Genomic DNA, 24022 nt, shown 5'->3' on the forward strand with positions numbered 1-24022 from the left:
TTGCATCACGGACGGCCCGTGGCGACGTTCCACAGCGGTCCGATCGCGTCCAGCGTGTTCTTCAGGATGAGGCCGTACTCGGTGTCGCCCTCCATGACGAGGGCGCCGTCGAAGAACAGCCGGTCGGCGTCGTCCTGCCCACGCAGCAGCCGCCACAGCGCGTCGGCCCGTGCGCGCAGGCGCAGGTGGGGCACGCCGCCCTCGCCTGCGGCGCGGAAGCCGCGCTCGCCAAGGCGCAGGCGCACCCGGGCACCGAGTTCCTGCAGCTCGATCTCCACCGTCTGGCCTTGCAGGGACTGGCGCTGGCTTGCGTCCAGGCGCGGCAGCAGCAGGCGGTCCAGCGCCAGTGCCAGCACCGTGGACGGCGGCCGGCTGGGCAGGCGGGCCACGCGTTGACGCCAATGCGTTGGCAGGCTGGGCAGCATGCTCATGCGGCCTCCGCGAGGCCGGGCTGGCGGCGCGCGAAGCCGTCCACCAAGCGGCCCGGCAACGGCAGCGCCCGCAGCTCGGCCAGCGCGTCCTGCGCACAGCCGCCCTGCGCAAATACCGCGTCGAACAGCTCGACGACCCGCAGGAAATGCCCGCCGCACGGCGACAACCGCAGCAGGCTCACGCCGGCCTCCTGCAGCGCGGCGCCATGGCCGATCAGGCATTGCAGCGCGGCGCTCTGCGTCTGGATGCCATTGAGCGCGAGGAAGTCCTCCCCCTCCCCCGTCTTCAACAGCAGGCCATCGGCATCGTCGCGGCAACGGAACTGGCAGTCGTCCTTCTGCAGCCGGTGGTGGCGGGCGGTGAAGCAGCGCGCCGAGAAGGCCAGCGGCAGGCGGCCGAAACCCCAGACCTCGGTCGCTATCGACGACGGCTGCGGGTTGATGCGGCCCACCGCATCCAGCGACAGTTCCACCGGCGCCACCCAGCGGTCGGCACCGAGCGCGGCGTGCTCGCCCAGGGCGGCGAAGTTGTAGATGTTGAGGTGCGGCCCCAGCGTCAGCGGCCGGCGGCGCGCGCGGGACAAGACCTGCAGCGCCGCGGCGTCACCGGCCTCGACGGGGAACTCGTCCTGTTCGCACACGCGGCGCAGCGTGCGCAGCTCGGCCTCGCTCATGACCAGCGCCATGGTCGCCAGGCGCACTTCCTTGCCGGCGGCGCGCAGCTCGCGCGCGATGGCCAGCCAGTCGTCGAACTTGATCTCGTTGCGGCGTGAGCACACCAGCTCGCCCAGCACGATGCTGCGCACCGGCGCATCGGCCAGGTCGGCATAGAAGTTCAGCAGCGCCTCGCGCGGCCACCAGTACAGCAGCGGGCCAATGGAAAGCTCCACCATCGCGTTCATCTCCAGGGTCGGTCGTAGGCGCCGAGCGTGTGTTGCTGGCCCTCGGCCCAGCGGGCGAGCTGGCCGTCCCATGCAGGCTGCACGCTGTAGCGGCCGCGGCCCTCGTGAGCGGCCCAGGCCGTGTCGATGGCGGCGCGCCAGACCTTGGTGACCTCGGCCACGTAGGCGGGGCTGCGCTGCCGGCCTTCGATTTTGATGGCGGCCACGCCGGAAGCGATCAGCTGCGGCAGCAGGGCGAGCGTGTTGAGGCTGGTGGGCTCCTCCAGCGCATAGTCGTGCGCTGAACCGCCCACCTCGAAGCGGCCCTTGCACAGCGTCGGGTAGCCACGCGGCTCGCCGGGGCGGTAGTGGTCGATCAGCACACCACCCAGGCGCGCGCGCACGCCGTCCGCGGCCTCGTCCCACCGCACGGCCGACGGCGGCGAGCACACGCCGGCCGTGTTGGGCGACTGGCCGGTCGCATAGCTGGACAGCGCGCAGCGGCCCTCCACCATCACGCACAGGCTGCCAAAGCCAAAGACCTCGACAGGCACGCTGCAATGCTTCAGCAACTGCTGCACCTGCTGCAGCGTCAGCACGCGGGGCAGCACGGCACGCTCGATGCCATAGCGCTGGCGGTAGAACTCGATAGCCTCCCAGTTCGTCGCCGAAGCCTGCACCGACAGATGCAGGCGCAGCTGCGGATGACGGCGCCGCGCATCGGCGAGCACGGCGCTGTCGGCCACGATGAGGGCGTCGGCCCCCAGCTCGGCGGCGTGGTCGACGGCGTGCTGCCATGGACCGGTGTCGCGCGCGTCGGCAAAGGTGTTCAGTGCCATCAACACCTGGCGGCCCAAACGGTGCGCCAGCGCGACGCCCTCGCGCACCTGCGCGGCGTCGAAATTCAGCCCGGCGAAGTTGCGCGCGTTGGTCGCGTCCTTCAGGCCCAGGTAGACCGCGTCGGCACCGGCTTCAAAGGCCAGCTGCAGGGCCCGCAGGGAACCGGCGGGGCAGACGAGCTGGGGCTTGCGAGGTTGCGGGGAGAGTGCGACGGACATCGCCCGGCACTCAGCGCCGGCCACTGCAGCTGCAACTGCACGAACAGTCACCGGCATCGGCTGCGGCCACGGCAGCGCTGCTGACGAGGCGCCCGATGCGGATGCGCCAGAGGCCCGGTTCCGCCTGCACCACCTGCCAGCTGAAGGCCTGCGGATGATGGGCGCCGAACTGCATCAGCAGGCCGCGCGGCTCGTGGTCGTTGATCAGCTCGAAGGCTTCGCCCGGCGCCAGCGCGTCGAAGCATTGGAAGGCCAGCCCGTGGCGCTGCGCCGGAGCGAGTGGGCGAAGGTCATGAAGTGCGGTGGATGTCGCCATGGCTCGCAGACTACGGGCCCGCGCGGCGCGGCGCCTTGAACTGGGTCAAGCTGGCCCGGGTACCGAACAGGTCACCCACAAAGGAAAACGGGCCAGACGCTTGCGCATCTGGCCCGTGGTTTCTCTTCTTATTTTTGGTGCGGCTGGCAGGATTCGAACCCACGACCCCTTGGTTCGTAGCCAAGTACTCTATCCAACTGAGCTACAGCCGCTGAAGCCTCACAGTATAGCCAGTTTTTTTGGCCCTCGGCAAGACTCGCCCAACTTTTTGAAGAAATCTTCGCGAGCGGCTCCTTGGCGCTCACGGCAGCCGGGCCGCAGCCTCGAAGCAACGGCCGCGGCGGGCTTCATCACCCTCCTGCTCGGCCAGCGCTGCCAAGGCCAGCCAGCTGCGGCGCCGTGCCGGGGCAGGCATGCCGGCGTCCTCGGCCACGGCTTCGAGCATCAGCCGCGCCTTGCCCCAGAGCTTGCGTTCGGCCAAGGCATGGCCCAGCGCATAGGCCAGTGCGCGCTCGCGAGGGAAGCGCGCTTGTGCCGATTCGAGGCGCTGCAGCCAGTCATGCCCGCAACCTGCGAGCACCGGCACGAGGGCATGAGCCAACGCGGCGCGGTCGTCGGGCTGCAGGTCGCCCAGGTCGTCGAAGAAAGGTCGCAGCCAGCCGCGGCCATCATCCGGCGCGCCGAGTTGGCCGGCGCAATGCGCGGCGCGGGACGCGACAAGGGGATCTCGGCGGTCGGCGGGGTCCAGTTGCTGCCAGACGGTGCGCAGCTGGTCGACGTCGCGCGCGCCGTCCAGCGCCTCGAAGGCCAGCGAGCGCAGCAGGCTCTGCGCCGCGACCTTGGAGAAGGCCTGGTGCTTGGCGAGCAGGCGCGCGGTGCGCAGCGCGTCCAGTGGCTGCCGCGCAAGCCGCGAGGCCTGCAGGCGCAGGCGCAAGGCCTGGGTGCGGCGGGCGACACCGGGGGCGAGTTCGCCCAGTTGGCTCAGCGCACGCGCGGCATCGCGGTCGTCCAGCGCCCATTCGGCGGCCAGCAGGCGCGCACCGTCCTCCTGCGCGCGCGCGCCGCCGGCACGGTGCGCCAGTTCCAGCGCGCGGTTCAACTGCTCGTCGCGATGGCGGCGGTCCTGCAGGCGGTGTGCGCTGGCGGCAGCCAGCAGGTGGGCCAGCGCCATGAAGGACTGGTCGGCCGCCAGCTCCGGCGTGGCGGACTGAATGTTGAGCGCCTTCTGCGCCGCCTTCTGCGCGCGGCTGAAGCGGGCGCCGAAGAGTTCCACGAGGGCTTCGCGCAAGGCCAGCTGGGCGCTGCGTTCGCGCTGCGCCAGCCGCCACTCGCGGGCGCGCTTGGGCAGCGTCGTCAGCGCCTCGATGGCCTGGATAGCCGTGACGAGCGCGAAGCAGCTCGCGACCAGCAGCAGCAGGAAGAGGTTGAGCGAGATGTCGAGGCGCCAGCCGCGCCAGTAAAAGCTGGCGAGGCCGTCGTTGGAGCCGAGGGTCAGCGCCGCGACGACCGCGACGGCGAACAGCAGGACGAGCCAGATCACCAGCCGCATGGTCAGCGCCCCGCTGCGGCAGCGGTCAGCGCGGCCAGCGTGTCGTCCGGCCGCGGCACGCTGACCTGGCGGGCCTGGCCGGCCACCTGGCGCAGCAGCTCCGACACGCCCGCGACCTTGCGCGAGCGCATGTCGAAGTAGCGGGCCAGCATCTCCTGGCAGTCGCGCAGGTCGGATTGCGCCGTGTCGAACTGGCGGCTCAACAGCGCCAGGCGCGCGTTGAGCAGGCGCAGCTTGAGGTTCTCACGCAGGAAGAAGCTCTGGTCCGGCGAGACCAGCGCCGCCTCGGGATGATCGATCCGCGTCACGCGCAGCAGCGTGCGCGCCTCGCCCCAGACGATCCCGGTCCAGCTCGACAACTGTTCGCGCGCCTGCCACCACCACAGCGACAGCTTGCCGTCCGCGGCAGCCGCGGCTTGTTCGCGCTGCAGCTTGAGCGCGCGCTCACGGTCCCGGGCGGCATCGCCGCCGCGATCGTCACGCGGGCGCACCGCCGCCTCGCCGCCGGACATCAGCGGCAGTTCGTCGGCCATGCGCACGACCTCGTCGAGCTTGATGGTCAAGGTGGAGACGTCGACCACCGAGACGGCCTTGACGCGGTCCAGGTCGCGGGCGACGGCACGGCGAACGCCTTCCATGCGCGGCTGCTTGTAGCGCAGCAGGCGCTCGTCGGCCTGCTTGAGCGTCGCCACGAGGGGTTCGGCACTGCCGGTGATCTGGGTCTGCTGCAAGGCCACCCGGATGGCGGCCTCGATGTCGCCGACGACGTTCTCGTCGCGCGAGCGGGACATGGACTGGATCAGCTCCTCCAGCTGGCCGCGCTGCAGCGCGACCTCGGCCAGGCGGGCTTCCAGCAGCGAGACCTTGGCGGCGGTGTCGCGCACCAGCTCGCCGGACTGCTTGGCCGCCAACCGCGCCTCGGTGGCCTGCGCCTGGCTGGCTTCCTGCCGGCGCACCAGCTCCTGCTCCAGCGACTGCTGGCGCGACAGGCTCTGCCAGGCCAGCGCCACGCACAGCAGCACGGCGGCGCCCAGCACGGCCAGCAGCCACGGCAACCAGGCCGGCAAGGCGGCGCTGGATGGGGGTGGCACCACCGCAGGGGACGGCGCCGGCAGCATTTCGACAGGGGAAATCGGCTCACTCACGGTACGGGAGATTCTGTCAGAGGCATTTCAGGGCCCGAGTCACCGCTTCAGGGTCCGGTCGCGCCAAAACCACAGGCTCGAAACCCGCGGTTCGGGCGGCCTGGGCAATGCGTGGATGGGTGGTGATGGCGCGTTGGCCGGTCAGCGCCTGGCCGCTCAGGTGGCCGACGGCCTCGGCGCTGCTGAACAGCCACACGTAGGCCTGCGGGTCGGCCCGGACGGCGTTCAGCAAGGCCTGCTCGGCGGCGTCGAAGCGCGGCCTGGCACGGTGGTAGACGGTGACGGCCTCGACCTGTGCGCCGGCGTCCACGAGGCGTTCGGCCAGCCATTCGCGCCCGCCGTCCCCGCGCAGCAGCAACACGCGGGCGCCGGCCCAGTCGCGACATGGCGCCAGCTGCTGCCACAGGTGCTCGGAGTCCAGGCTGGCCGCATCGGCAGCGGGCTGGACGATGCGGCCCGGCGGCACGCCCCGGTCGGCCAGCGCCTGTGCGCTGCCGGGGCCGACGCAGGCGGCCAGCGCCTGCACGGGCCAGGCAGCGCCCTCGGCATGGGCGAAAAACTGTTCGACGGCGTTCGGGCTGACGAACACGGCCAGGTCCACCGCGGCGAGCGCCGCCCAGGCGGCGCGGACGGGGCCGGGGTCGCGGGCGGGCAGGATCTCGATCAGCGGCAGGGCCGCCGCCGGCGCACCCAGCTCCGCCAGGCGGGCCAGCCAGGCCGCGCATTGCGGCCGCGGGCGCGTGACCAGCAGCGTCGGGGAGGTCATCCGGGCAGGTAGGAGCCGGCGCCGAGATCGCGCAGCCGTGCGGCGGCCTGCTGGCCCAGGGCGCGCGCAGATTCGACATCGATCACCTCGGCCGCGACGCTGGAGCGCAGCAGCGGCGAGGTGTGCGCTTCCGCATGGCCGAGCGCGGCGTCCAGGCAGAGCGTGCTGCCCTGCCAGCGGGCATGGGCTGCCAACGGCAGGCTGCAGCTGCCGCCGAGGGCGCGCGACACGGCGCGCTCGGCCTCGCAGGCCAGCTGCGTCGGCGGATGGGCCAGCTTGGCGACCGCCTCGGCCAGCGCGCTGTCGTCGGCGCGGATCTCCAGCCCCAGCGCGCCCTGCCCTGCACAAGGCAGCATCTGGTCGATCTCGAACAGCGCCCGCACCCGTGCCGCGAGGCCGAGCCGCTTGAGCCCCGCAGCCGCCAGCACGATGGCGTGATAGCCGCCCTCGTCGAGCTTGCGCAGCCGGGTGTCGAGGTTGCCGCGCAGCGGCTCGACGCGCAGGTCCGGGCGAAGGCTGAGCAGTTGCGTGACACGTCGCAGGCTGGAGCTGCCGACGACGGCACCTTGAGGCAGCTCGGCCAGCGAGGCGAAGTCGTTGGAGACGAAGGCGTCGCGTGGGTCCTCGCGCTGCAGCACGGCGGCGAGCGTGAAACCCTCGGGCAGCTCCATCGGCACGTCCTTGAGCGAATGCACGGCCAGTTGTGCGCGGCCGTCGGCCAGGGCCGCTTCGAGCTCCTTCACGAACAGGCCTTTGCCGCCGACCTTGGACAGCGTGCGGTCGAGGATCTGGTCGCCGCGCGTCGTCATGCCGAGCAGCGTGGCGGTCAGGCCCAGTTCGGTGGCCAGGCGGGCTTGCACATGCTCGGCCTGCCACAGCGCCAGGCGGCTCTCGCGCGTGGCGATGGTGATGGGGTTGGGGGCGGTCATATGGCCTCGATTATCGAGGTCATGCATCCCGGGGCTCAGGGCAGCCGGCTCTTGAAGAAGGCGTTGATGGTCAAACGGCCCAGGCCGGCCTGGTAGCCCGCCTTGTGGGCCGCCCACTGGATGTCGCCGGAATGGAAGATGCCGCCGTCGTAGAAGATGGCGCGGTTCCACCTGGCCGGCACGCGGCCGATGACTTCGAAGTAGCGGTTGCTTTCGGTCATGTAGCCCGGCGGGATGCCGTACTTGTCGCCAAAGGCGCTGGCGTCCATCGTGTTGGCGTCGCGGCGGAACTGCTGTGTGTCGGCGTCGGACATCAGCGAGCGGAAGAAGACCGTGCCGCCCAGAGACGCGTCCTTGAACAGGTAGTGGACGGAGGCAGAGATCATCTCGCCCGGCTGCAGGGCCGAGTCGTCGCGGTGGCAGATGCGCTGGCGCGCGTCGAGCGTCGATGCGTCCTGCGCGACACGTGAGAAGCGGCCATACATGCCCAGCGGCGCGCCGAGCCGCAGCGGCTCGCGCAGGTGCTGACGGAAGAAGGCGTCCAACTCGGCAGAAACGCTGCCCGGCAGATCCAGCTGCGGCCCCGGGTAGGGGTGGCCGGCGATCGCACCGAACTGACCCGCCGCGGACTGAGCCAGCGCCACGAGGGCCTCCGGATCCTGCACGAAGTCGTCGACCACGTGGACCTTGGCACCACCGACCAGTTCCACGGCATGCAGTCGCGCATCGGGGTTGATGCGCAGCGTCGGGCCGGCCAGCACGCGCTTGGCTGCGCTCACCTCGACCTTCGGCGCCGGGCAGAAGCCCTGGATGAACTGCTGGTGCTTGGGCAGCTTCATCATCGTGCGCGCGACGTCCTTGCGGATGTCGTTCAGGAAGTCCGCCAGGTTGCGGTCGTCCATGTTGCGCGTGATCGGGTGATGGCTGGCCGGAACGATGCCCTGCCCCATCATGACCTGCACCCAGGAGTTCTCGGCGAACAGCTCGCCCTGGCGCAGCATGATGCGTGCGGTGTCGCGGAAATGCTGGATGCGGTGCTTGAGCAGCGGCGGCACGTCCATGTCGCGGCACTGGCGCCAGAAGGCGGAGTCCGTGCGGTGGGTGACGTGGTAGTGCAGGATGATGAAGTCGCGGATGACCTCGATCTGCTCGCGGGCCTGCTGGTTGTATTCGTCGATGTCCGACTGGCGGATGCCGTCGGTCGGGAACAGCTCGACGAGGCGGGTCATGCCCTTTTGGATGAGGTGGATGCTGGTCGATTCCAGCGGCTCCAGGAAACCGCTGGACAGGCCGATGGCGACGACGTTCTTCTTCCAGACGACTTCTCGCTGGCCCGGCGTGAACTTGATGACGCGCGGCGGGCGCAACACCTCGCCTTCGACATTGGCCAGCAGCACGGCCTTGGCCTCGTCATCGCTGATGTGCTGGCTGCTGAACACCAGGCCGTTGCCGACGCGATGCTGCAGCGGGATGCGCCACTGCCAGCCCCAGGGGTGGGCGATCGAGCGGGTGTAGGGCACGGGCTCGCCGACCAGCGTGGTCTGCACGGCGAGCGCGCTGTCGCAGGGCAGCCAGTGGGACCAGCTTTCGTAAGGCACGCCCAGCGTCTCACCGAGGAGCAGCGCGCGCATGCCGGTGCAGTCGATGAAGAAGTCGCCCTCGATGAGCGCGCCGCCATCGAGTTGCAGGCCGGTGACGTCGCCGCTGGCGGCATCGGTATGGACCTTGGCGATCTTGCCTTCGATGCGCTGCACGCCGATATCCTCAGCGAAGCGGCGCAGGTACTGGCCGTACAGCGTCGCATCGAAGTGGTAAGCGTAGTTGATGCCGTTGTCGGGCAGCAGGGCGAAGCGATTGTCCAGGCCGGCACGCAGCTCCAGGCAGTAGTCGCCGTAGTCGCTGGCCAGGCCGCGCTTGCGGCCTTCCAGCCAGAAATGGTGGAAGCCGGCCGTCCAGTGCCCCTTGCCGGTCTTGCCGAACGAGTGGAAGTAGTTCTCGCCGACGTTGCGCCAGTTCTCGAAGCTGATGCCCAGCTTGAAGGTGGCCTGCGTGGCCTGGATGAACTCGCGCTCGTCCAGGTCGAGGATCTCATGCATCAGGTGCAGCGTCGGGATGGTGGCCTCGCCGACACCGACGGTGCCGATCTCCTCGGACTCCACCAGGCGGATGTCGTAGTGCTTGCCCAGGCATTTGGACAAGCCTGCGGCGACCATCCAGCCGGCGGTGCCACCACCGGCGATCACGACGCGACGAACGGGTTTGGGTGCGGTGGTCATGGTCTTGGACGAGCCTATCGGTTCAATCGGTTCAGCAACACGCCGCGCAACATGCGGGCGCTGTTGTCGTTCATCGGCGCGAGGACGCCCCGTGCGGCGGGCGGGATGTGAGCCGCCGTCTGTTCGTCGGCGTCGAAGATGTAGTGGTCGAACAGCGCACGCCATGCGTCACGTTGCGCGGCGGGCAGGTCACGCAGCGACAACAGCGCCAGCATCAGCGTGTTGAGCGGCGTGTCCATGAACGCGGGCGACTGCCGCCACCAGAAGTTGACGAGCGCGCTGACGGCGTCGAGCGCTTGCACGCCGTGCCACCACTGGCTGGGGATGAAGAGCGCGTCGCCCGGATTCAGATCGAACACCAGGGCGCTCTCCAGCGCCTGCGCATACCGCGGGAAGCGCCCGAGATCAGGCCGCGCAATGTCGACCAGGCTGATCGGCTGGCCCGCAGGGGTCAGGTCCAACGGCCCGACGTAGAGGTTGGCGACTTGACCGGGTGGGAACAGCGTGAAACGACGCCGCCCTGCGACGACGCAGGCGATGTTGTCGGGCAGGTCGAAATGCGGCGCCACCTGGGTGCGATTGCCCAGCCAAAGACTGACCAGGGGGTCGTTGGGGACACGGAGGGGGAGATCGTTGCCCTGGCGCAGCCCAGGGAAGGCGGTGTCAATCTCGGTCGAACCGAGATAGAGCGCGTCGTGCGTGCCGGCAAGAAGCTCGTCGAGCAACGCGCCGAAGGTGCCGATCGCATGGCGGTAGTTGAAACCCGAGAAGTCGTCGTTGTAGAAGAAGCGGCCGCCGATTTCCGGCCCGCCGCGCCACAAGGCCAAACGCGTCTCGGCACCGAAGCCGCGCAGGTAGTTGCAGAAATCCGCGTCCGAACGCCGTGCCGCTTGCACCAGCGGCCAGTGCTGCACCAGCCCGCGCATCAGCACGGGCTGAGTGGACTGCAGCACCTCGGCGGGAATGGCCTCGGCGCTCACGTCGCTGCGCTCGAACATGGCGGCGTCAACCGCCTCGTGCGAGGTGTCGCTTGATGAGCGGCGGGAAGTTCGAGAGCGAGGCGATGGCCATGTAGATCGGCTGCAGGTAGTCGGCCTGGTGCAGCAGGCCGATGGTGCCGGCGTCCAGCCCGGCGAGGCGCTCCTCGTGGATCATGTAGAACCCGAGCAACTGGCCGCGCGAGCCGTCTGGCCGCTCCACGTCGAGCGTGAACGGCTCCAGCAGGTCGTGTGCCACGAGGGTCTGGATGAAATCGGGCGTGGCTTCGAAGCCTTCGTGCAGCGTGCGCAACACCGAATTCGCGTGCTCGGTCAGGTCGGTCGTACCACCGTGAGGCAGGAACACCGCCTCGCCCTCGGCGCCATGGCTGATGCGCTTGCTCGACATGTCCACCATCATGCGCAGTTCGTCTTCCGCCACACCGATGGAAAACGGGATGCGCTGCACCGACAGCGGCAGATAGTCGGCATCCCAGCCGTCCTCGCCATCCTCCCGCAGGAAAAGGTTCTCGCCTTCCCGCAGGCCGAACAGCACGACCGGCAGGAAGCTGCCGTTGCCGTCCGGCTGGAACACGATGGGATAGTGCGCCTGAAGCTTGCGGAACTCGACCGGCGTCGCGGGAGCGGACATGAAGTCGTCGCCCCACCTCGCGCCGCGCCGGGTGACGATGCGCAGGTCTTTGTGCTGGATGTTGTTGAGCAGTTGCAGCATGGATATCGGTCGGAAAGTCACGCGGCGGCGATGCCGTGTGCATGGATGTGTTGGATGAGATCACGATGGCGGGGCAACCCGCCCAGCAGGCGCCGCGTCATTGTCGCCACCTCCTTGATGCAGCCCTCGGCCTTGGCCAGTTGCTGCGCGCGCAAGGCGCGCAGCGCCGGCTTGAACTGCATGCCGTAGAGCACGTACTGGTAGCTCGCTGCAGGGAAGACTTCCTCCACGCGATAGAAGTCGTTGTGCGACGGCACGCGGTGCTGCCAGAGCTGCAACAGGTCGCGCAGCGACTCGGGCTGGGTGGCCGCCTTGCGGTGGTCATGCCAGTAGTCGGCATCGTCGCGGCGGCTCAGCACATAGTGCAGTTTCAGGAAGTCGATGATGCGCGACCAGCGGTAGGCGAAGGCGTCGTTGAAGCGCTTGGCGACGAGGTCCATGTCCGCACGGTGGGCGGGGATCTCATCGCGGATGAAGGCCGCCGAGAGCTCGACCAGGGCCAGCGCCGAGGCTTCCAGCGGCTCGATGAAGCCGGCGGCGAGCCCGACAGCGACGCAGTTGCGGTGCCAGAACTGCTCGCGGTAGCCCGGGCTGAAGCGCAAGCGGCGCAGTGACACGTCGGCGTGATCCAGGCCACTGCGCTTCAGATAACCCAGCAGAGCGCGCTCGGCGGCGGCTTCATCCGTGTGGCCGCTGGAGTACACGAGGCCGATGCCGCGCCGCGTCGGCAAGCCGATGTCCCAGGTCCAACCTTCGGCATGTGCCGTGGCAACGGTGGCGGAGGCCAGCGGCGCACGGGCATCGGCATGCGGCACCTGCACGGCCAGCGCGCTGTCGTTGAACAGCACGCCTTTTTCGGAACGGAAGGGAACGCCGAAATGCTTGCCGAGCAGCAAGCTGGCGAGTCCCGAGCAGTCGATGAACAGGTCGCCCTCGATGTCGCCGTGCTCGCGGGTCGCAAGGGCCGCGATGTCGCCGTTCTCGTGCGCGCGTACGGCGGTGAAATGGTCGACGACATGGCGCACCCCGAGCACGGTGGTCGCATGCCGCCGCAGCAGATGGCCGAGCTTGACCGCGTCGAAGTGATAGCCGTAGTTCACGACGCCGCCGAAGTCGGGTGTCGTGGTCTGCTTGGGTGCCAGGTGGGCGTTGCAGAGGTGCGGCTGCGGTCCCGTGCTTTCGGCAAAGGCCTGATCGCAACCGCCTTGCAGCCAAGCGCCGGCGAGTTCAGCATCACCGTAGCCATGGGGCAACGTGAATGGATGGTAGTAGCGGTCGCCCTGGCCGCCGTGCAGCCAGCCGTCGAAGCGCGAGCCCTGCTTGAAGGCGGCATCGCATTCGCGCACCAAGTCGACTTCGCTCAAGCCGATGCGGCGCAGCGTGGCACGCATGGTCGGCCAGGTGCCTTCGCCCACGCCGATGGAAGGCACGTCGGGCGATTCGATCAGCGTGACTTGCAACGCGTCGGGCGCGTCGCCGCCCAGCTCGGCCGCCAGCGTGGCGGCGGTCAGCCAGCCGGCCGAGCCGCCTCCCAACACCACGATTCGTCGAACAGCTGTCGTCAACTGGGCGTTCATTCCGGATAAGTATGGCCGTGCGGCCGATGGTCATGCCGCACGAGCCAGTGAATTCTGCAAAGAAACTGGCCGAGGCGGTCGCATATGCCCACCTCGGCCAATGAGCCACCCGGCGTCGCCCCGAGAGGGCGGTCACCGGGCAGCAGGGCTCACCCCTCAGAAGCGATAGCGAGCGCCGATCAGGTAGCGGCGACCGGTCTGGATGGCCGAGACCAGCATCTCGTCCGTGCGGCCATGCTGACGGATGTAGCCGTCGTTCAGGTTGAGCAGGTCGAGTTGCAGGGTCAGGTTCTTGCCGAGCTTGAAGCCGATGGACGCATCCACCTGGCCGTAGGGCTCGGTGTAGACCGGGTTGTTGCCGTTGCCGTCGCCGATCGCCGCCAGGAACTCGCCGCGCCAGTTGTAGGCCGCACGGACGGACCAGGTCTGGTTTTCAAAGAAGCCGACCAGGTTGGCCGAGTCGCTGACGCCGAGCAACGCCGCCTGTTGGTCCGTGCGGAGGTTGTCGAACTTCAGGCCCGTCTTCACCTTCGTGAAATTGCCTGACACGCCAAAGCCGCTGTTGCCGAACATGTGCTGGAAGTTCAACTCCAGGCCCTTGATGGTGTCTCCAGGTCCGTTCTTGAAGGTGTTGACCTTGAAGCCGATCGGCGTGGCGCCTGGGACGGCGCTGGTGATGACACCCTTGACCTCCGCGTCGGTCAACGGGCCGGACACCGTCACGCCAGGCTGGCCGCCGTAGTTCCGGAAGATGTAATTGCGAATGCACAGCGGCTGCGTGTTGCCACCACAAGCCGCCAACGCAGCGTTGTAGTAGGTACCGCTGGCCGGGTTGAGGATGCCAGGCAACGTCATGTCGACGGACGAGGTCGTGACGAAGTTGTTGACCTTCTTGTAGAACAGACCCAGGGCCGCGTAGCTCGACTTGGCGTAGTAGTACTCGGCCGACAGGTCCAGGTTCTTGGACTTCAGCGGCTTCAGCGCCGGGTCGCCGGTGGAGCCGGTGCCGCCGCCGTTCGGGTTGGCCGGGCTGTTCAGGCTCAGGCCGCCCTGCATCTGGTTCCAGCCAGGGCGGCCGATGTTCTCACCGTAGCTGGCGCGCACCTTCAAGTTGTCCGCCAGGTCGGCATCCCAGTCGATGCTGGGCAGCCAGTACGAGTACTTGCCGGACTTGGTGCCGAAAGTCGTGCCACCCGAGGTCAGGTCGATCTCGTTCTGCGACTTCCAGTTCGTCGTGCCGTTGCGGTCGACCACTTGCGACGACGCGTCCACCTTCGTGCTCTCGTAGCGCAGGCCCACCGAGATGTTCATCGGCATGGCCGTGTCGAAGGAGTGGTCCCACTGGCCATAGACGGAGGAGGACTTTTCCGTCGCGCGCCAGTCGTCGCCGCGGGTGTAGTCCGGTGCGGCAGCGAAGTAGGCCTCGGCCTGTGCCTGCGTCATCCCCGGCGTGTTGGCCATCTTGACCTTGATGGCGCGGTCACGAAGGCTTGCGAAGTCCGCCATGTAGAACGACGAGAACAAGCGCGAGTCGTCATGCCCCGGGATGCGGTTGAAGAAGCCGCCGAGGCTGTAGGTACCCGTACTGATACCAGCGAACTGACCCAGCGTGGGGGCGACACCGCTCCAGTCGTTGTTCTGGTTGTTGTAGCTGGCGGAGCGGTTCTTGGTCTTCGTGAAGCCGAGGCCGGCCAGCAGCTTGTTGTCGGCGTCGATGCGGTAGGTGCCGCGCGCCTGCGCCTGGTCGATGGTCTGATCGCTCAGGTTGTTGCGGAACTGCGTGCCCGTGACGTTCAACTTCGTGTCGTCGAAGGTCTGACCGGGCAAGCCCAGGATCGGGAAATCCCGGTCGTAATAGGCCGTGGCGTTGCCTTGGTTGAACATCGCCAGGTCCATGGCGTTGTACGTACCGAAGGGACTGTCGGGGCTGGTCTTGGCCTTGGAGTGGTGCGCGTCGATGTCGATGCGCAGCGCGTCGCTGACCTTCCAATCGACGTTGAAGCCGGTGGAGTTCAATTTCGACTTCTGGGCGTACTGGCCGGTGTTGATGGCCAGGTCGTGCGTGCCGTCCCAAATCGCCGTCTGGACGATGGGCGCAGCGATAGGACCGGTCGTGAACTTGGTGGGCGGGTTGGTCTTCAGATCGCCGGAGAACGAGTTGTTGAACCAGCTCGACATTTCGGCGTTCTTGGAACTGAGCGTGTTGACCGCCATCGTGTGGTCGACGGTGAACTTCAGCTCCTTGGTCGGGGCGAACTGCAACGTCACCTGGCCGTTCAGGCGTTCACGCTCCATGCCGGTGAGCGAGTAGCGCAATTCACGCGACGTCGCATACAGGCCAGTCGGCTGATTGATGATGTTGGTGGTCGGGCTGGCGGACTTGACCGCCGGGTCGTTGGTGCCCCAGCCGTTCTGGGTGTAAGCCTTGTTGGAGCCCGAATCGCGCTTGGAGTAGCTGCCGCTGATGGCAATGCCCAGCGTGCGGTTGCCGAAGGTGTCGCTGTAGATGCCGGAGATTTCGGGCGTCGCCTTGTCGCCTTGCAGCGGGCCGGGCAGCCGACCGACGGAAGCGTCGTAGTTCGCCTTCACGCCGATGCTGGCGATGCGCTCGCGCACGTCCAGCGGGCGGGCCGTCTTGACGTTGATGGTGGCGCCGATGCCACCGGTGGGCGACTCGGCACGTGCCGTCTTGTAGACCTCTAGCGCGGAGATGGAGTCGGAGGACAGGTTGGCGAAGTCGAATGCACGGGAGCCATTGGCCCCCGCGCCTTCCCAGCCGATCAGGGCAGTCGGCATCTGGCGGCCGTTCAGCAACACCAGGTTGAAGTCGGGGCCCACACCACGGACGGTGACTTTGGAACCTTCGCCGCTGGCCGAGCGGTCGATGGACACGCCGGCAATACGCTGCATCGACTCGGCGAGGTTGGTGTCGGGGAATTTGCCGATGTCCTCGGCCACGATGCCATCGACCAAGCCACGTGACTCGCGCTTGAGGGTGACAGCGCTGTCAAGCGACTGGCGAATGCCTGTAATCACCACGGTTTCAAGCGCGTTGGGCGCCGAAGCCGCGTTCGACGGCGGCACCGCCGCTGCCTGCTGCGCGTGGACCGCTGCTGCACCGCTCAGCAATGCGATCGAGGATGCCCAAGCGACGGGCTTGAGGCGGCTCGTCCGCAGATCTCGCCGCATTCTGGAAATTTGAGGGTGTTTCATGTGTCTCCTTGCCTTCTTTAATGGCCCTGTGGGCCCCAATTTGCTGACCACTTGCTATGGCTCTGGATCTCAATAATTGTTAGCGTTACCAGCGTTGTCAAAAAAGAGATGCCGCCCCAAGCGCCCTGCGTACTGTATTTTTTCGGCGCTGCGCACCTCCTGGGGTTTACGCGAGTTGATGGTTAGGAAGTTGCGAGATTCACCACACCCCAGGCCCGTGGAAGATAGGGGATGACAACGCTGCCATTTTGATGACATACTGCTCGCTTTGAGCTCATTGGTAGCGATCCCATTGTGACTGCGGCGCGGGCCTGCCTGTTCGGCACGTTGGCGCGTTGCGCTTCGGACAGACTCTCTTCTCACTCGTAGGCTGTACTTTCGCAACGCCCGCTTCGCGGCGGCCGAAGACCTGCTCGGGTTTGCCTGGCCGGCCCCCGTCGGCGCCCCCATAGCGCGGCGGCGATCAGCCCTCGTGCTTCCGCGCCCGCCGGACGGTTCGAACCGCATCTCAAGCGCCCCCCGGCGCCCCAGCGCAAGGCCCGTTTCCGGGAAGAAACTGCTAGAGTCATATTTCGGTAACTTCGTTACCTTGACCGCAGCATTTCATCCTCTCGGACGACCCGCCATGCCCTCACGAGCCGCCCCTGCCCGCCGCCCCGAAGTCGACAAGAACGAGCCGCTGGTGGCCGACATCCGGCTCCTCGGTCGCATCCTCGGTGACGTCATCCGCGAGCAGGAAGGTCGCGAAGCCTATGAGCTGGTCGAACGCATCCGCCAGTTGTCCGTGGCCTACCGCCACAAGCACGACAAGGAGGCGGGCAAGCGCTTCGACAAGCTGCTCAAGGGCCTGTCGGGCGAGCAGGCCGTGAGCGTCATCCGCGCGTTCAGCTACTTCTCGCACCTGGCCAACATCGCCGAGGACCGCCACCACATCCGCCGCCGCGACGTGCATGAGCGCGCCGGCAGCCTGCAGCCCGGCTCGCTGGCCTACTGCCTGGAGCACCTGCACGAGGCCGGCATCCGTCCGACGGAGATTGCCGAGGTGCTGCAACGCGGCTTCATCTCGCCGGTGCTGACCGCCCACCCCACCGAGGTCCAGCGCAAGAGCATCCTGGACGCCGAGCGCGCCGTCGCCGGCCTGCTGGAGGCCCGCGACCGCGCCGCGACCGAACGCGAGTTGCGCGACACCGAGGGCCTGCTGCGCGCCCGCATCACTCAGCTGTGGCAGACGCGCATGCTGCGCTACTCCAAGCTGACCGTGGCCGACGAGATCGAGAACGCCCTCTCCTATTACCAGTCCACGTTCCTGCGCCAGATTCCCAAGCTCTATGCCGAGCTGGAAGAGCATCTGCCCGGCGAGCAACTGCCGAGCTTCCTGCGCATGGGCCACTGGATCGGCGGGGACCGCGACGGCAACCCCAACGTCGGCGCAGCAACCCTCAAGCGCGCGATGCAGCGCCAGGGCGAGGTCGCGCTGCGTCACTACCTGACCGAGCTGCACGAACTGGGCGCCGAGCTGTCGATCTCGCTGCACCTGAGCGGCGTGTCGCCCGCCATGCAGGCGCTGGCCGAGCGCAGCCCCGACCAGAACGCGCACCGCCTGGACGAGCCCTACCGCCGTGCGCTGACGGGCATGTACGCCCGCCTGGCCGCCACGCTGCACGAGCTGACCGGCACCGAGGCCCTGCGCCATGCCGTCGCGCCGCAGGACCCCTACCGCACGCCCGACGAACTGCTCGCCGACCTGCGCACCATCGAGTCCTCGCTGAAGACCCATCACGCCGAGGCGTTGATCGCGCCGCGCCTGTCGCCGCTGATCCGCGCCGTGCAGGTGTTCGGCTTTCACCTCGCCACGCTGGACCTGCGCCAGAGCAGCGACCAGCACGAGCTGGTGCTGGCCGAGCTGCTGGCCGTCGCCCGCATCGAGCCCGACTACTCGGCGCTCGACGAAGCCGCCAAGCGCGAGCTGCTGCTCAGGCTGCTCAACGACGCCCGCCCACTGCGCGTCATCGGCGCCAACTACAGCGACAAGGCCAGGTTCGAACTCGCGACCTTCGAGGCCGGCCGCGAGGCGCTGGCCCGCTTCGGGCGCGAGGCGCTGCGCCACTACATCATCAGCCACACCGAATCGGTCAGCGACCTGCTGGAAGTGGCCCTGCTGCTGAAGGAAACCGGCCTGCTGCGCGGCGTGCTCGCCGAGCAGGCGGTCAGCGACCTCATCATCGTGCCGCTGTTCGAGACCATCGGCGACCTGCGCGTCGCGCCGGAGATCATGCGCGAGTTCTACGCGCTACCCGGCATGCGCGGCCTGATCGACCGCAGCGGCGGCGAGCAGGACATCATGCTGGGCTACTCCGACAGCAACAAGGACGGCGGCATGTTCACGTCGTCCTGGGAGCTGTACCGCGCCGAGATCGCGCTGGTCGAGCTGTTCGACGAACTCAAGGCGCAGGCGCCCATCACGCTGCGCCTCTTCCATGGCCGCGGCGGCACCGTCGGCCGTGGCGGCGGCCCGAGCTACCAGGCCATCCTCGCCCAGCCCCCGGGCACCGTGAACGGCCAGATCCGCCTGACCGAACAGGGCGAGGTCATCGCCTCCAAATACGCCCACCCCGAGATCGGCCGCCGCAACCTGGAGACGCTGGTCGCCGCGACGCTCGAAGCCACCCTGCTGCACCCCACGCAGAGCGCGCCCAAGAGCTTCCTGCAGGCCGCGCAGGCGCTGTCGGATGCCAGCTTTGCGGCCTATCGCGGGCTGGTCTACGACACGCCCGGCTTCGCCGACTACTTCTTCGCGTCCACGCCCATCCGCGAGATCGCCGAACTCAACATCGGCTCGCGCCCCGCCTCCCGCAAGGCCACGCGCGCCATCGAGGACCTGCGGGCCATCCCCTGGGGCTTCTCCTGGGGCCAGGCCCGCGTGGCCTTGCCGGGGTGGTGCGGCTTCGGCTCGGGCGTCGAGGCCTTCCTCGGCGAAGAGCCCGCGCAGCGTGCCAAGAACCTGGCCCTGCTCAAGCGCATGCTCAAGGGTTGGCCCTTCTTCCGCGCGCTGCTGTCCAACCTCGACATGGTGCTGGCCAAGTCCGACCTGACGCTCGCCGAGCGCTATGTCGAGCTGGTGGAAGACAAGAAGCTCGGCAAGCGCATCTTCGCGGCCATCCGCGCCGAGTTCGAGCGCACGCAAGCGGCGCTCAGCCTCATCACGGGCGAAGACAAGCGTCTGGCCGCCAACCCGTCGCTGGCGCGCTCGATCGAGCACCGCTTCCCCTACATCGACCCGCTCAATCACCTGCAGGTCGAGCTGATGCGCCGCTACCGGCGCATCGCGGCGGACGACCCGGCGATGGAACGCGTGCAGCGCGGCATCCACCTGTCGATCAACGGCATCGCCGCGGGCCTGCGCAACACGGGCTGAGGCGACTGCAACCGGGCGCCGACGGCGCCGTGCCAGCGCTGGCGGTCGGCTCGTCGGCGCCGCAAGAGGTGACCCCGCGAGCGCTGGCAGCTAGAGTCGCGCCCACATGGGTCACAAGTGGCGCGCCGAATACGGCCTTCTCCTCGCGGTGCTGATCAGCCTCGCAGCGGTGCAGTTCTCCGACATTTGGCTGCGTCAGGTGCGCGTCATCGTGCCGAACGAACAGCTGCACCCCAAGCTGCTGTCCGACCAGCACAACGGTGGCAATTCCGAAGTGGTGCGCGGCAGCGGCCCAGGGCTGGAACTGCTGTGCACGCTGCGTGACCGCTTCTCCTACCCGTACTGCGGCATGGCGCTGCAGTTCGACCCGCACCGCCTCAAGGGCCTGGACCTGAGCAAGGTCCAACGGCTGCGGCTGTGGCTGGAATACAAGGGCCCTGCCCGCACGCTGCGGCTGCAGTTGCGCAACGCCAGCCCCGCCTACGGCATTCCGCAGTCGCTGCCGGAAGCTGCAAAGTACAACCAGATCGAGCTCAACACCGATTTCGGCGGCGTGGTCGAGGCGGATCTGGCGAACTTCGTGGTGGTCAACTGGTGGATGACGCAGTTCCACATTCCACCGCATCTGAGCCGGCCGGAGTTCGACAACGTCGTCGCGCTGGAGATCAGCACCGGCACCGAGGCGCCGCTGGGCGACTACCGTTTCGTGCTGCACAAGATCGAGTACGAGACGGAGTGGATGTCCACCGAGCGCTGGTACCTGGCCATCATCAACGCCTGGCTGGTGCTGGCGTTGCTGTACCTGCTGCAGCGCCTCATGCGCGTGCAAAGGCGCAGCAAGCAACTGGCGCAGCTGGCCAGCACGGACGCGCTCACCGGCGCGTTCAACCGCAAGGGGCTGGAGGACGTGCTGGCGCAGGCCGTGGCCGACTGGCGCCAGCACGGGCACGCGCTCGGCTTCGTGCTGATCGACATCGACCATTTCAAGGCCGTCAACGACACCATCGGCCACCAGGCCGGCGACCGTGTGCTTGCCGGCCTGGCGGAACTCGTGCGCCGCCATGTGCGCGGCCAGGACTTGCTGGGCCGCTGGGGCGGGGAAGAGTTCCTGCTCGTCTGCCGCAACACCGGGCTGCAACAAGCGGTGGCAATCGCCGAGAAGCTGCGTGCCCGCGTGGCGGAGCACGACTTCGGCGACGGCGTGCACATCACGGCCAGCTTCGGCGTCGCAGCGATGCACGGCGAACGCCCGCTCGACCAACTCTTCGCTGCCGCCGACGCGGCGCTGTACCGCGCCAAGGCCGAGGGCCGCAACCGCGTGGCTGCGGAAGGCCCGTCAGACACCGGCGCGGACCATCAACGTGCGTAACGCTCCAGCGTGTCGCCCACCACACGCACCTGCTCGCCCACCCTGAACGCTGGCGGCTCCGCATAGACGACGCTGCGTTGCACGCCGTCGTTCATGCGCACGATGACCTCGTACTGCGTGCGCTGGTTGTGGCGCTTCTGGATCTCGCGGCCCAGCAGCGCGCCGCCCACGGCGCCGGCCACGCCCGCCGCGGTGCGGCCGTCACCCTTGCCGAACTGGCTGCCGACAACCGCCCCCAGCACGCCGCCGGCCACCGTGCCGAGCACGCGGCCCTCTCCGTCGACCACCACTTCGTTCACCGCCTGCACCGTGGCGCAGTCCTGGCAACTGGCAAAGTTGTCCGCGCGCCGCGCCCGGAAGTTCACGCCGGCATAGGCGTTGGGGACGCTGCTCTGCACCGTGCGGTTTCCCACGCGCAGCTGCGCCACCAGGGGTTGCTCGGTGTCGACCCAATCGCCTTGAGGCAGCACATAGGTGCCGACATATTCGCCCGCGCGCACCTCGTCCAGCACGACGTTGCGCGACTGGCTGCCGCGCAACTGCACCGACACCTGCGCGCCCGGCGTGCCGCGCACGGTGTAGCGCAGCGCATCCGCCCGGCCCCGGCCCGGCTCGCGGACCACGCCCACCGACTGGATCTCTGGCGCATGGGCGGCCGTGTCGCCCGGCACCGGCCAGCCGACCTGTAGCGCCTCACCCAGCATGGCCGTGGCCACGCGGTTGTTCTGGCGCAGGTTGGCATGCACGCGCGACTCCGGGCCGATGCGGTCGGAGCGGCCGATGATGTAGCTGCCCTGGTAGCGCCCCGGCGTGGCCTCATCCAGACGCACGGTGCGCCGGCCGCCATCGATCTGCAGCAACACGACCGCGCCGGCGGTGCCCCAGACCGTGAAGTTCAGCTCCGCGCCGGGCTCGATGCGGTCCACCTGTTCCACGTCGAAGCCGGTCACTCGCAACTGCGTCGTCTGGCTGCTGCGCTGGGCCTGTGCCGTACCGGCCACAAAGGGCGAGCCGGCCAGCAACGCGCACGCGAGGGCGGCCGCCGAGAAATGCATTGAAGGCTTCATGCACCGCTCCTGAGATTGAAGGAGCCCCAGCCTAGGCGCCACCACCCGCTGCGATGTATCGGCACGCCGGCTGCATTGCGGTAGGCCGCGACCTACATCGGTGCACGGGGCGCGGTGAATCTTCCCCGCGTTGCCCCCTCCACGGCCGGCCAAACGCCGGGATGATGCGGCCCGCGACGGCAGCGCCGCCACAGCGCAGCAAGCACCCGCCGCGTGCCGTCATCCGATTGAAATGCCAGCCTCCCACGGAGGCCGGCAAGCCGCCTCTGGAGAGATCCCTCATGCCCGACACCCGTCGCCCCGCTGTCGTCTGCCTGCATTCCAGCGCCGCCAGCAGCCAGCAATGGCGCCGCCTCGTTGCGGACGGCGGCAGCGCCTGGCAGTGGCACACGCCGGACCTGTTCGGCCACGGCACGCGGCCCGGCTGGCCCGAGCTGATGCCCAGCCAGCTCTGCGTCGAGGCCAACGGCGTGCTTGCCGGCCTGTTGCTGCCGCGCGAGCAAGGCTTCCATCTCGTCGGCCACAGCTACGGCGGCACCGTGGCCTTACAGATCGCACTGCAGCAGCCCCGCCGCGTGCTGTCGCTGACGCTGTACGAGCCGGTCGCCTTCGGCCTGCTGCCCGCCCTCGGCCCCAACGAGCCGGCGTGGAGCGAGATCCGCGAAGTCGCCGCCACGCTGGGCGCCGCCCTCGACCGCGGCGACGACCTCGGCGCCGCACGCGGCTTCTGCGGCTACTGGCAGGGGCGCGACATCTGGCCGGAGCTGGACGACACCCGGCGCCTGCGCCTGGCCGAAGCCATGCCGACGGTGCGCCGCCATTTCGAAGCGCTGTTCAACGCACGCTGGAGCGACAGCCTGCTGGGGCTGCTGCGCATGCCGGTGCACCTGATCTGCGGCACGGCGACACGCGCCAGCGCGCAGCGCGTCGCGCAGAGCCTGGCCGGCCGGCTGCCCAATGTGCGCTTCGACTGGCTGGAAGGCGCCGGGCACCTGGCGCCAATCACCGACGCGGCGCGGGTCAATGAATTGATCCTGGAGAGCCTGGGCGCGATGCAGCTGGGTTCGATGCAACGCGCGCTGGCAGCCTGATTCAGCGCGGCGCGGATGCGCGTGACGCCTCCAGCCAGACGCGCATCGCTGCCAGCTCGCCGCCACGCGCCAGGGCCACGACGTGCCGGCCCATGCTGCTGATGTTGGCGCAGCTGGGCTCCTCCACCCAGCTCATGCTCTCCTTCGCCGCAACCTCCATCGCCCGGCCCAATTCCTCGTGTGAGAACGCCTCTTTGCTATGCGGCAGGCCAAGGCGCTCCTCCAGGGAATACAACACTGCAGCATCGACCGCTTCCGCCACCATGCCCGGCATCCGACGCGCGATCTGCTCGCATTGCTGACGCCGATTCGCGTCGCGCAGCGCCGCGGGGCTACAAGACTTGCCGATGCTGAGCAGCGACCCATCCAGGCCCGAGGCCATATCCATTCCGACGGCGGTCATCAAGGCGAAAGCCTCGTTCGCGGTCGGCTCTGCGCCGACCACTTCGGCCACGGTGGCGCTGAGGGCTCGCGTACTCGGCGTCAAACGTCGCCGCTGGGCGATCTGATGCAGCGCCAGCGTCACGCCCTCGTCATCGCCTCGAGCGCTGCTGTCATTGAGCCGCGCCAGCCAAGGCCAGGCGTCATCCGGCTCCAGCAATTCCAGCCTTTCCAGGCTCAGCGCAGCACAGGCGCTGGGCAAAGGACCCGGCGCGGGCGGCTCCTGCATCTCGAAGCCGCTTGCTGCAGAGGCAATAGGTGGCGGCCGGCGCTTGTAGGCGGCGCGATAGGACGCGTCCTGTCGGCACACGCGCAACGCGAGGCGATATGCCGTGCCGTCCTGTGTCGATGCAGCCAACTGGGCAGCGCCCTCGGTATCCCCACGCATCACCGCGGCACCCACGCGCTGCCTGACCGAGCCGGCTTCCAAACGCTTCTGAATCGCCGCGAGTTCCTGCTGGCTCTGGCGCTCCAACGTCTGCAGCCAAGCTGGCTCAGGCCGCCCCTCGACTTGCTCCATGTCGCTGCGCCGCACGCGGCCGATGCCGCAAACCTCGACGAATTCCTTGTCCACCGCGGCCAGGGCGAGACTCGCCGCCGACGCCGGACCGGTTGCCGCGACGGCACCGTTCGCGAGGCTTCGACCTTGCACCATGGCTGCCGCCGCTGGCACGCCGGCCAACGGCATCGGGGCGGGCACTGAAGCCGGCTGCTCGACGGCACGGGTCGCTCGCCAAAACACCCCGCCCGCACCGGTCGCCACCAGCACCGCCGCCAACACCGCCCCG

General features: G+C 68.5%; 19 protein-coding genes and 1 tRNA gene. 4 read left to right on the top strand and 16 right to left on the bottom strand.

Annotated elements, in window-relative coordinates:
- Positions 1-5: 5 nt before the first annotated feature.
- From ASD35_RS03845 to ASD35_RS03910, 14 genes are all read right to left on the bottom strand, one after another.
- Positions 6-431, bottom strand: a complete 426-nt coding sequence (locus tag ASD35_RS03845) for an SCP2 domain-containing protein (protein ID WP_056873588.1) — start codon at positions 429-431, stop codon at positions 6-8.
- Positions 428-1324, bottom strand: a complete 897-nt coding sequence (locus tag ASD35_RS03850) for a U32 family peptidase (protein WP_235538232.1) — start codon at positions 1322-1324, stop codon at positions 428-430. Before ASD35_RS03850 ends, ASD35_RS03845 begins: the two co-directional genes overlap by 4 nt.
- 5 nt (positions 1325-1329) lie before the next feature.
- Positions 1330-2370, bottom strand: a complete 1041-nt coding sequence (locus tag ASD35_RS03855; RefSeq protein WP_056873590.1) for a peptidase U32 family protein — start codon at positions 2368-2370, stop codon at positions 1330-1332.
- A gap of 10 nt (positions 2371-2380) precedes the next feature.
- Positions 2381-2686, bottom strand: coding sequence for a DUF2249 domain-containing protein (locus ASD35_RS03860; RefSeq protein WP_082579893.1), 306 nt, complete (start codon positions 2684-2686; stop codon positions 2381-2383).
- Between the two features lie 135 nt (positions 2687-2821).
- Positions 2822-2898 (bottom strand) — tRNA-Arg (locus ASD35_RS03865).
- An 89-nt stretch (positions 2899-2987) separates the two neighbouring features.
- A complete protein-coding gene (locus tag ASD35_RS03870; protein WP_056873591.1) occupies positions 2988-4235 on the bottom strand; it encodes a heme biosynthesis HemY N-terminal domain-containing protein in 1248 nt (415 codons plus the stop codon).
- 2 nt (positions 4236-4237) lie between these two features.
- A complete protein-coding gene (locus ASD35_RS03875; protein ID WP_235538233.1) occupies positions 4238-5380 on the bottom strand; it encodes a uroporphyrinogen-III C-methyltransferase in 1143 nt (380 codons plus the stop codon).
- A 16-nt stretch (positions 5381-5396) separates the two neighbouring features.
- Positions 5397-6146 (bottom strand): uroporphyrinogen-III synthase, encoded by a 750-nt coding sequence (locus ASD35_RS03880; protein WP_056873592.1) that lies wholly within the window; start codon positions 6144-6146, stop codon positions 5397-5399.
- Complete coding sequence (gene hemC / locus ASD35_RS03885; RefSeq protein ID WP_157275360.1) at positions 6143-7075, bottom strand: hydroxymethylbilane synthase; 933 nt, start codon at positions 7073-7075, stop codon at positions 6143-6145. The genes ASD35_RS03880 and hemC overlap by 4 nt, the downstream gene beginning before the upstream one ends.
- A gap of 35 nt (positions 7076-7110) precedes the next feature.
- Positions 7111-9351: a DUF6445 family protein gene (locus ASD35_RS03890; RefSeq protein ID WP_082579895.1), complete on the bottom strand. Its 2241-nt coding sequence runs from the start codon at positions 9349-9351 to the stop codon at positions 7111-7113.
- Between the two features lie 14 nt (positions 9352-9365).
- Positions 9366-10349 carry a cupin-like domain-containing protein gene (locus tag ASD35_RS03895; RefSeq protein ID WP_056873594.1) on the bottom strand — a complete coding sequence of 328 codons (984 nt, stop codon included), beginning with the start codon at positions 10347-10349 and terminating at the stop codon, positions 9366-9368.
- A gap of 7 nt (positions 10350-10356) precedes the next feature.
- The gene (locus tag ASD35_RS03900) at positions 10357-11061 is read right to left on the bottom strand and encodes a SapC family protein (protein WP_056873595.1); all 705 of its coding nucleotides are present in this window, start codon (positions 11059-11061) and stop codon (positions 10357-10359) included.
- A 17-nt stretch (positions 11062-11078) separates the two neighbouring features.
- A complete protein-coding gene (locus ASD35_RS03905) occupies positions 11079-12638 on the bottom strand; it encodes a tryptophan halogenase family protein (protein WP_056873596.1) in 1560 nt (519 codons plus the stop codon).
- A 156-nt stretch (positions 12639-12794) separates the two neighbouring features.
- The gene (locus ASD35_RS03910; protein ID WP_235538234.1) at positions 12795-15722 is read right to left on the bottom strand and encodes a TonB-dependent receptor; all 2928 of its coding nucleotides are present in this window, start codon (positions 15720-15722) and stop codon (positions 12795-12797) included.
- Here ASD35_RS03910 and ASD35_RS27910 point away from each other — a divergent pair.
- The 3 genes from ASD35_RS27910 to ASD35_RS03920 all read left to right on the top strand — a co-directional run bounded on the left by ASD35_RS27910 (position 15661) and on the right by ASD35_RS03920 (position 20635).
- Positions 15661-15840 (top strand): hypothetical protein, encoded by a 180-nt coding sequence (locus tag ASD35_RS27910; protein WP_235538296.1) that lies wholly within the window; start codon positions 15661-15663, stop codon positions 15838-15840. The genes ASD35_RS03910 and ASD35_RS27910 overlap by 62 nt on opposite strands.
- Before the next feature lie 636 nt (positions 15841-16476).
- Entirely contained in the window at positions 16477-19266 is a 2790-nt protein-coding gene (gene ppc, locus ASD35_RS03915) for a phosphoenolpyruvate carboxylase (protein ID WP_056873598.1), read from the top strand.
- Between the two features lie 106 nt (positions 19267-19372).
- Complete coding sequence (locus tag ASD35_RS03920) at positions 19373-20635, top strand: GGDEF domain-containing protein (protein WP_056873599.1); 1263 nt, start codon at positions 19373-19375, stop codon at positions 20633-20635.
- On the opposite strand, the gene ASD35_RS03925 is transcribed toward ASD35_RS03920, so the two are convergent.
- The gene (locus ASD35_RS03925; RefSeq protein ID WP_157275361.1) at positions 20623-21702 is read right to left on the bottom strand and encodes a glycine zipper 2TM domain-containing protein; all 1080 of its coding nucleotides are present in this window, start codon (positions 21700-21702) and stop codon (positions 20623-20625) included. The two genes, ASD35_RS03920 and ASD35_RS03925, sit on opposite strands and share 13 nt — an antisense overlap.
- 281 nt (positions 21703-21983) lie before the next feature.
- On the opposite strand from ASD35_RS03925, the gene ASD35_RS03930 reads away from it, so the two are divergent.
- A complete protein-coding gene (locus ASD35_RS03930; protein WP_056873601.1) occupies positions 21984-22793 on the top strand; it encodes an alpha/beta fold hydrolase in 810 nt (269 codons plus the stop codon).
- Position 22794: 1 nt separating this feature from the next.
- On the opposite strand, the gene ASD35_RS03935 is transcribed toward ASD35_RS03930, so the two are convergent.
- Positions 22795-24012, bottom strand: a complete 1218-nt coding sequence (locus tag ASD35_RS03935) for a hypothetical protein (RefSeq protein WP_056873602.1) — start codon at positions 24010-24012, stop codon at positions 22795-22797.
- Positions 24013-24022 lie beyond the last annotated feature (10 nt).

Source organism: Pelomonas sp. Root1444, assembly GCF_001426885.1.
GTDB lineage: Bacteria > Pseudomonadota > Gammaproteobacteria > Burkholderiales > Burkholderiaceae_C > Pelomonas.